This window comes from Leptothoe spongobia TAU-MAC 1115, assembly GCF_018739885.1.
GTDB classification, from domain to species: domain Bacteria; phylum Cyanobacteriota; class Cyanobacteriia; order Phormidesmidales; family Phormidesmidaceae; genus Leptothoe; species Leptothoe spongobia.
Window position 1 is genome coordinate 1 of sequence record NZ_JADOES010000074.1, and the last position, 8,137, is coordinate 8,137.

General features: G+C 46.2%; 8 protein-coding genes and 1 pseudogene. 4 read left to right on the forward strand and 5 right to left on the reverse strand.

What is annotated here, in order from left to right; genetic code table 11:
• Positions 1–75 precede the first annotated feature (75 nt).
• Positions 76–621 (reverse strand): annotated as a pseudogene (locus IXB50_RS21660) (hypothetical protein); the annotation flags it as partial.
• Positions 622–1,052: 431 nt separating this feature from the next.
• On the opposite strand from IXB50_RS21660, the gene IXB50_RS21665 reads away from it, so the two are divergent.
• The 3 genes from IXB50_RS21665 to IXB50_RS21675 all read left to right on the forward strand — a co-directional run bounded on the left by IXB50_RS21665 (position 1,053) and on the right by IXB50_RS21675 (position 2,828).
• Complete coding sequence (locus IXB50_RS21665) at positions 1,053–1,607, forward strand: hypothetical protein (RefSeq protein WP_215611082.1); 555 nt, start codon at positions 1,053–1,055, stop codon at positions 1,605–1,607.
• 55 nt (positions 1,608–1,662) lie between these two features.
• Positions 1,663–2,349 carry a hypothetical protein gene (locus IXB50_RS21670; RefSeq protein ID WP_215611083.1) on the forward strand — a complete coding sequence of 229 codons (687 nt, stop codon included), beginning with the start codon at positions 1,663–1,665 and terminating at the stop codon, positions 2,347–2,349.
• A gap of 305 nt (positions 2,350–2,654) precedes the next feature.
• A complete protein-coding gene (locus IXB50_RS21675) occupies positions 2,655–2,828 on the forward strand; it encodes a hypothetical protein (RefSeq protein WP_215611084.1) in 174 nt (57 codons plus the stop codon).
• A gap of 217 nt (positions 2,829–3,045) precedes the next feature.
• On the opposite strand, the gene IXB50_RS21680 is transcribed toward IXB50_RS21675, so the two are convergent.
• The 4 genes from IXB50_RS21680 to IXB50_RS21695 all read right to left on the reverse strand — a co-directional run bounded on the left by IXB50_RS21680 (position 3,046) and on the right by IXB50_RS21695 (position 5,645).
• On the reverse strand, positions 3,046–3,720 hold the full coding sequence (locus IXB50_RS21680) for a Uma2 family endonuclease (RefSeq protein WP_246564863.1): 675 nt from the start codon (positions 3,718–3,720) through the stop codon (positions 3,046–3,048).
• Positions 3,721–3,807: 87 nt separating this feature from the next.
• Positions 3,808–4,140 carry a XisI protein gene (locus IXB50_RS21685; protein ID WP_215611085.1) on the reverse strand — a complete coding sequence of 111 codons (333 nt, stop codon included), beginning with the start codon at positions 4,138–4,140 and terminating at the stop codon, positions 3,808–3,810.
• On the reverse strand, positions 4,128–4,511 hold the full coding sequence (locus IXB50_RS21690; RefSeq protein WP_326520876.1) for an element excision factor XisH family protein: 384 nt from the start codon (positions 4,509–4,511) through the stop codon (positions 4,128–4,130). The genes IXB50_RS21685 and IXB50_RS21690 overlap by 13 nt, the downstream gene beginning before the upstream one ends.
• Before the next feature lie 21 nt (positions 4,512–4,532).
• Positions 4,533–5,645 carry a precorrin-8X methylmutase gene (locus IXB50_RS21695; RefSeq protein WP_215611086.1) on the reverse strand — a complete coding sequence of 371 codons (1,113 nt, stop codon included), beginning with the start codon at positions 5,643–5,645 and terminating at the stop codon, positions 4,533–4,535.
• Positions 5,646–5,729: 84 nt separating this feature from the next.
• Here IXB50_RS21695 and IXB50_RS21700 point away from each other — a divergent pair, with 84 nt between their 5' ends.
• Positions 5,730–7,679 (forward strand): heavy metal translocating P-type ATPase, encoded by a 1,950-nt coding sequence (locus IXB50_RS21700; protein ID WP_215611087.1) that lies wholly within the window; start codon positions 5,730–5,732, stop codon positions 7,677–7,679.
• Positions 7,680–8,137 lie beyond the last annotated feature (458 nt).

An 8,137-nucleotide genomic window follows, 5' to 3' on the forward strand; every position in this document is an offset into this window, starting at 1 on the left:
AGCGACTCATGGCCACTACACTACCTGATCATCGCAATATTGACGAGAAATTCAGGGGACCCTGTGAATTAATACGTAGTAAGAGAGGCGAAGAGATAAGTTCCTTGCTGCCAAATAATCAATAAGAAACTCTCGTTTTATCTCAATAAGACGCTGCTTGCCCTTTCCATCAAGAACTTCCCGGGCTACTACAACGAAATTCTCTTCTGGTCTTACCCAGTTTGATCCCTCTTTTATCAGGCGAAGCGCAACAACTAAATCAGGATTCAATACCCATAGACTTCCGCCAATTACCGGTTGAGGGTGTTCAAAGACAAGGTGAATTCCGATTGGTTCTTTGTCATTGTATTCGTACTGTTCAATTGCAGAGTAATAACCATCTTCGTAAGCATAGGGCTGGACATTGCAAATTATTCCAATATCAATCCAACTAAGCTGCTCCGCGACTTCTCGATGTTCTGGAGGGAAAGCTACAGACCCACAACCAAAGTACTCATTGACGTAGCCAATATTTCGAACTGTACCTTGCTCGTCATTGATAGATGCCCTCAAAGGAACCCAAGTTGTCTTAGAAAAAACTCGGCGAGTTTCCTTTCTTTGGAGAATCCAGTCTTGGTTCATTGGTCATCATTTCCCTTTCGCATAACCTTAAGCTGAGCGGCGGTCAGTATTTTTGCATCAAAACCTGGGTTATTCATTCCGTCCCCTTCTGCATAGTGTTATGCGACATGAACGATACAGTTATTCGTCTATATCAAACGTATATTGAGAAATTTCAGTAACCTGAACTTCACGAAATGGATTGCACTGTTTTAGCATATATTCTGATTAATCGGCGTAAACCTCCATCTGTGTTGGGGATTTACGCCGATTAGTAACCTTAGCCTGACAGGAGAATGCCTGCAATTCATTTGTACTAATTGAAATACAGCTGCCCTTCTGTTTAACCTGAATGAGGACCAGAAAAGTCATTTAAATAAGCTGAATCAGAATCGTTTGATTACTAGGATGAAGTATATTATTCTTAGTCCTCTAAAGGTTGGATAAGTAATATGGATCCCAATATTTTTTGGCAACATATTAAAGTCATTATAAATTCTATTCCAAATGAGCAAAGGCTCGATCTTGATTCTTGGAATGAGTATGATAATTCTCTTTTCATAAAAGCATTATTAGCAATAATAGTTTTGCTTTTTTTCTATTTTTTTGCTGTACCTGTTTTAGAAACATTATTTTCAGATAACAATACTCTCTCTTTGACTGGTGACTACGTTAAAAGTTATTTTACATCTTTGACTGTTAATCTGACTGCTAGCCTATCTGTTATATGTGTCTCTTACATGCTTTATCGAAAAGCCCAGAGTCGTAGGAGCAGAGCTGAAAAAATTTATCTTATGGAAGACGTTAGCTTTATTCTGAGTCTTGCTGTAGAAAAGAAACTGGAGTCAAAATTTAAAGAGATTGGAGTTGCAATTGCTCAGCTCAAAGCAAGCCAAACGACTCCCGAAGATTTGATAAATGCGATGCTAACATTCAATCCAGAAAATAGTCAGCCGCCAGCTTCTGAAAACAAGAGTTCAATGGCAATCCCCCCAGATCATAAGTAAATCAAAGAGTTGAATTTTTCGTGAAGGATTTTGTAGTCGTGGAGTTACAATTCGCATGATGTACGGAGATAGCGATTTACTAGCTTCAGAAAATGTCCTTTATAGTAAGGTCATTCAGGAATTTATTGATAAGTTAAGCCAGAGTGAAGGATTTTTTTGTCAGAAGCATCCTACAGAATATAGATGGCTTATTACTATTCCTATAGATTTAGAAAGTATAAAAAGCTTCAGTGTAGAGATTTTTCTAGATGAAAGCTTAGATGAAAATTGGCTGAATTTTACATCACTCCTCTTCAAGTATTTGATTGGAAAAGAGCTATCAGTTTTCTATGCTACTATTCATCGCTTAAATTCTTATTTAAATGGGTTGAAAATTGCCTTTGAATACGAAGGCGACTATATTACCTTGCAGTCAGACATAATTATAACTTCTCTCTCAAGATCACAGTTAAACGAGTCCATATCACAACAATTAAAATCTTTTTACTCTTTTTACCTTAGTTATTATTCATCTTTGCTAGGCTTAGCAGATGAGTTGAACTTGAAATATCCTGAAAAACTTGAAGAAATGGATGACTCGTCAAAACGTCGGGTAAAAGATTTAACGAGTAAAGCAAAATTCATTGAAGATACTAAGAACAAAATTTATGAACAAAACTATTCAAACACCGATAGTTTTTCATCCAATTTTGAAGGCTTAAGAGAAGCTAATGTCGTAGACTATGACAAAGAAGTACATTAGCGGGTAGTACTGGAAATATTTCTCGCTGTCCTTAGGGCTATGCCATTCTCGGAGAGTACTCTAGATTCCTAAGGAAAACTTCCCGCTTTAAATTGGTCCTACCCCACTCTAGCCCACCCCGAAAGTTACTAGCGCCTCTACCTTTTTGCATAATCCGGTTTCCAGTAATGGCTCTCGGGCAACTATGGGCAATTGTTGAGCATCAACATCCAGCTTAGTCATCAAAATCCAACAGCAACCTTAACATTGACATCAATGTCAAGGTTTTAAACTGGCAAATAGTATTCTACGTAACAGAACATACTATGGCTGCCAACGCCCTTGCACCGCCGCGTCTCTCCACTCCATTCAAAGATTTATTCAAACACCATCCCGAAGCCGTCGCCGCGATCTCATGCGCCATCCTCGTCTTACTCGGCTGGCAATCCCTCAACATTAGCTGGGTGGGCAGCGGCCTTTTTATCCTGACCGCAGCTTAAGTCATTGGCGGATTCGACAGCGCCCGTGACGGACTCACACAGGTAGCAACCGCGCTGGAAAGTCTGTCGGAACATCCCATTGGCGAAGCCATTGTGCAAGCAGCCCGCTTTCTGAGGGCAATACAAGGTTTTAGGATGACGCAAAACCAGTAGGTTGAGTGACTAACGCAGCGCTCTGGAATTTCCAACACTTGATTCGTTGCATTGCATCCCTACCTTACGGGTCTAAAATCCTATCCACCGTTACCGTTAGCCCAGATAACAACTTCGACTCAAGCAGCTCCTGTTCCCGATATTCACCCACTTCCCGATAATCATCACCATCAAGCACTAAAACCAACACATACCCATCAATAGGATTAACAATCCAATACTCAGGCACCCTAGCCAGAGCATATTCCTGACGTTTATCCACCGTATCCACAGTTTGGTTACCAGGGCTGACCACTTGCACCGCTAGTGTAGGCGGATTATCCATCAAAAAAATAGCCTTCGTAAAATCACGCATCGCTTTCCACTGCTGGCTCGGGCAAATAACAATATCAGGATCGCGAGCATTATTTGGCCCCACTGCGCGAGGGATTTCCACTCCTACCCCTGTACGCACTACCAAATCAAGTGACTGCTCAGTAATATGAGCCTTAATCAAATCAATCAAAAAATCAATAATGTCAATGTGTAACGGACTCGCTTCAGTCATCTTGATGATTTTGCCGTCCACTAACTCTGTGCGCTGTCCATCGTAGGGTAGCAATAGATACTCAGCAAATCGGATTGACTTAGTCAGCGTTGTAATCATGTCTATGCAGTAAGCATCCATCACACAGTCGTTGCAATCATAACAAAGGCTAGCGATGCTGAAGTAGAGATTTTGGTTAGGATCTTCCAGCATGTCTGCGGCCTTTGAGCTAAGCTGCTCGCTCCACGGATCAAATAAGGGGTCAAGCAGGGCGGGATTAGGTGAGGAAGAGGTTATTGGTTAGGCAGCCGCAAATTCAGAATTTTCTCGCATCAAAGGATGGTGGAAACCCACCACAATTTCCTTTTTGGAGATGCCCATTTCTTCAAAATCTTTGTCAATTTCAATATCTGTAGTATTTTCTTGCACCCAAATTTTGTCGTCTTTGATATCAAAGTGAAAAACTGGATAATAGATTCTTTGATCCTCATCCCACCCTGCTTTGAGTAACAGATAATGATCATGTTCTGTATCAAAAATTATTTGATTCTCGATATCACTTTCTTGCCAAAATTGAGAATAGTGATTGAGAAAATCGCGAATACATTTACGATAATGCTCTAGTTTATCCATGATTGAATCTCCTGAGTTGACAGCTTGTATACTAATAATCTTGCCGGATATTCTTTCAACACATCTTGAATCAGAACTTCTTGAAATAACTTCTGATAAACAGGTGCAGGAACTGCCAGATAAAGTATTCGATCAGGCTCTTTTCTAGCTAGGGCAACCTTGTAACAAAGGTACTGACCAAAAGCAGCGTAAAAATCTGTAATTTTAGAGAAATTTAGAAATCCTTTGATCTCAACTGCTATTTTTTGCTGTTCTTTTTCGGCACCCAGCAAATTTTCGAGACCTAAATCAACATGAATGCCAATTTTCCCAATCCGGATAGATAGAGGATCGTGGGAGACAACCCAACCTGCCTGAACTAAATTACCCACCACCGCTAACGATGAAGTTATCTAAGGACGGGTGAGGTAGCAGTGGCAATCAGGTTTTTCTATCAGGGTTTCCACTAGCGCATTCAGGGCGACTGCCGCTAAGAGGCCGCCCCCCAAACTGCCTTGAATGGTGATGTAGGGCACTGGCAGCGCCATCAACTGGCGCTTGGCCGCAGGCGCATGACTAAAGCCAATGGGCATCCCAATCACGAGAGCGGGCTGAAGTTTCCCCTGGTCAATCAACTGACAGGCAGCGAGCAAGACCGAAGGTGCATAACCCACCACCAGCACACAGCCTGCAGGAGCCTCCTGCAACCGTTGCTGCCAGAGGTTATCCCGCCAAAATGCTTGCTCGGCATCATCGGCTCCGGCAATGTGGGGGTCATCAATCAGCGTTGTAATCGGGCTGCCCAGATGGGCTAGCCGCGTGTGATCCAGTGTGGTAGCAACAGCGGGGACATCCACGACAATAGAACAGCCTGCTTTGAGGGCAGTGCGGGCAGCGGCGACGGCCTCGTGGCCGAAGCGCACAAAACTGACCATGCTGACATCGCCGCAGGCCAACACCAGTTGATGCAACAAGTGAACCGTGATTTCAGAATAGTGAGATAAATCAGGCAGTAACAGCTTTAACGACTCCTGAAATTGCTCCGGATGTGTGGTGACTTCGGTATCGAAATGGCTCCAGATCTGATCCAGTTGTCCCAATCCAGTTTGGGCATCGACATCCAACTGCTTTAGTTGCGATAGCGCTTCAGCCTGGGCGATCTGACAGTTGCGATCGCGCCCCAACAGACTTTCTAGCGCCGCCGCTGTTTGGCGGAGCTGGGTTATCTGCTGTATGACCGTACGGTATTGCTGCTGCAGCTGGATGCTCAAAGTATTATCTAGAGTAGCTTCAGGATGGCTGTCTAAAAGCTGGCGAATGTGAGACAACTGAAACCCCTGCTGCTTCAGTGCCATTATCCGCCGCAGCCGTTGCACATCCTGCCGGGTATACAGCCGGTAGTTACCTTCAGACCGCTGGGGCTGAGGCAGTAAGCCAAGGGTATGGTAATGCCGCACCATGCGAGGGGTGACGCCCACCCCCACGGCATCCGTCAGTTCTTTAATCGTCAGATGGTCTGTCTTCATTCTTTAAGTCTACGGCAACCTTGACATTGACACTAATGTCAAGGTTTAGGCTAGCAGATAGTGTTCTATGGGACAGATCGGACTATGGCTGCCAATACCCTTGCATCTCCGCGTCTTTCGACTTTATTTAAGTTATTTAAGGATGTATTCAAGCGCCATCCCGAGGCCATCGCTGCGATCGCCTGCGCCATCCTGGTATTGCTGGGCTGGCAGTCCCTCAATTTTGGCTGGCAGGGAGGGGGGATTTTGATCCTGATAGCAGCTTATGTCATTGGTGGTTTGGACAGTGCCCGTGACGGTCTTACAACTCTGCTACAGGAGAAAGAGCTGGATGTTGATCTGCTGATGATCGTGGCTGCTTTGGGCGCTGCTAGTTTGGGACTATGGCGGCAAGAATACTACCTGATCGTCGATGGCGCGGTCCTGATCTTGATCTTTGCCACCAGTGGCGCGTTAGAAGGCTACGCCATGCAGCACACCGAGCGCAGTATCCAGGGGCTGATGAGCTTAACAGCAGATACCGCCCGACTGCTGAACCACGGCCAGGAGCGCACGGTGCCGATTGCCAGTCTTAAGGTGGGCGATCTCATTTTGGTCAAGCCGGGAGAACTGGTGCCCACCGATGGCGTGGTGGTAGAAGGTACCAGTATCCTCAACCAGGCTTCGATTACGGGGGAATCTGTGCCCGTGGACAAAACCATTGGGGATGAAGTCTTTGCGGGGACGCTGAATGGCCACGGAGTCCTGCGGATTAAGCTGCATCAACCGCCGGAAAGTAGCTTAATTCAGCGGGTAATCCGGCTGGTGCAGCAGGCCCAGACAGAAGCACCGCCCTCTCAACAATTTATCGAGCGGTTTGAGCGGGGCTACGCCAAAGTGATTGTCATCGCTGGCATACTGCTGGGCATACTACCGCCTTTCCTACTGGGATGGACCTGGGAGGAAACAATTTATCGAGCCCTGATTTTTCTGGTAGTGGCCTCCCCCTGCGCCCTGATGGCTTCGATTATGCCCACACTACTATCAGGCATTGCCAACGGAGCCCGCCGAGGCATTCTGTTTAAGAATGGAGCCCAGTTAGAGCAGATTGGGCGTGTGCGTGCGATCGCATTTGATAAAACCGGCACTCTGACCACAGGCCACCTGCAAGTCGTGAACGTGCTGGCATCTCAGCCCGACTCCCCCCAACTCCTACAGGTAGCCGCCGCGTTGGAGAGTCTGTCGGAACATCCCATTGGGGAGGCCATTGTGCAGGCAGCCCGCCAGCACAATATTGCCTGGACAACAGCCAGTAACGGAAAGGCCCAGGCCGGACAGGGCATCACCGCCGATTTAGAGGATCAGAGCGCCGTCGTGGGTAAAGCTGACTTTGTTCGCACACAGGTAAAGACGATTTCTACCCATTGGCTGGAACAAAGTCAGCAGTGGGAATCGGAGGGCAAAACGGTGGTCTGGGTGGCCCAGGCAGGAGAGCTGTTGGGACTGATTGCCGTAGCTGACATGGTTCGACCTGCCGCTGCCCAGGCTATAGCACGCCTCAAACAATTGGGCGTAGAGCAGGTGGTCATGCTGACGGGGGACAATCCCCGCACCGCCAACAGCATCGCTGAGCAGGTCGGGGTTAATCAGGTTTATGCAGAACTGTTACCCGAAGATAAAGTTGAGGTGATCCGTAAACTTCAGCAACAGTATCAGACCGTTGCCATGGTTGGCGATGGCATCAATGATGCCCCAGCCTTGGCCCAGGCCACCGTTGGTATTGCCATGGGAGCGGCGGGTAGCGATGTGGCCCTGGAAACCGCTGATATTGTCTTGATGGGCGATCGCCTGGAGCGGTTAGAACACGCGATTCGTTTAGGTCGTCGTGCGCAGAGCATCGTCAAGCAAAATATTGTCTTTGCCCTGAGTTTTGTCATAGTTTTGTTAATCCTGAATTTTGCAGGCAATATCACCCTGCCGTTTGGTGTGCTAGGCCATGAAGGCTCCACAGTGCTCGTAACGTTGAGTGGATTGCGGTTGTTGATAGGTGATTAGGTAGGTTGGCCCAATCATTATCAAGATGAACAACTATAGTGAGACACGCCACCAACGTCAGAAAACGCCTTAGGTCTTAGTAGTAACCTTGTTGCCTTCAATTTATCCGAACTGCCATCAGTTGTTCTTTTAGATGCTCAATCTGACGTATAAGTACCAGCTAAAACTGCAAGCCGATTAATAGGCGTCAAGGCCAGAAGCTTTGTCCGTGTCCGCCTCAGAATTAAACTGGGATCTCCTGCGTCAAGGAATTTATGAGCAGGGCACGGTCCCCAAAAATTATGGGTAAGCCATTAAAGCTGCAGCAAGGAGCGACCCTTACGTTTGCTGGCGTTTAGGTCAATTTAAATATTTTTCATCCGAATCGACCCTTCATTCGTATTGATATAGGAGTTACGCATTGACAAAAGTCCATCAATAGTATCAGGCAAAGGTAGCTTCTGTTGCATGGTCCAGAA

Excerpts from the sequence above, each read along its gene's own strand:
- IXB50_RS21665 (WP_215611082.1), top strand. The coding sequence starts at position 1,053 with ATGGATCCCAATATTTTTTGGCAACATATTAAAGTCATTATAAATTCT.
- IXB50_RS21670 (WP_215611083.1), top strand. The coding sequence starts at position 1,663 with ATGATGTACGGAGATAGCGATTTACTAGCTTCAGAAAATGTCCTTTAT.
- IXB50_RS21675 (WP_215611084.1), top strand. The coding sequence starts at position 2,655 with ATGGCTGCCAACGCCCTTGCACCGCCGCGTCTCTCCACTCCATTCAAA.
- IXB50_RS21680 (WP_246564863.1), bottom strand. The coding sequence starts at position 3,720 with ATGCTGGAAGATCCTAACCAAAATCTCTACTTCAGCATCGCTAGCCTT.
- IXB50_RS21685 (WP_215611085.1), bottom strand. The coding sequence starts at position 4,140 with ATGGATAAACTAGAGCATTATCGTAAATGTATTCGCGATTTTCTCAAT.
- IXB50_RS21695 (WP_215611086.1), bottom strand. The coding sequence starts at position 5,645 with ATGAAGACAGACCATCTGACGATTAAAGAACTGACGGATGCCGTGGGG.
- IXB50_RS21700 (WP_215611087.1), top strand. The coding sequence starts at position 5,730 with ATGGCTGCCAATACCCTTGCATCTCCGCGTCTTTCGACTTTATTTAAG.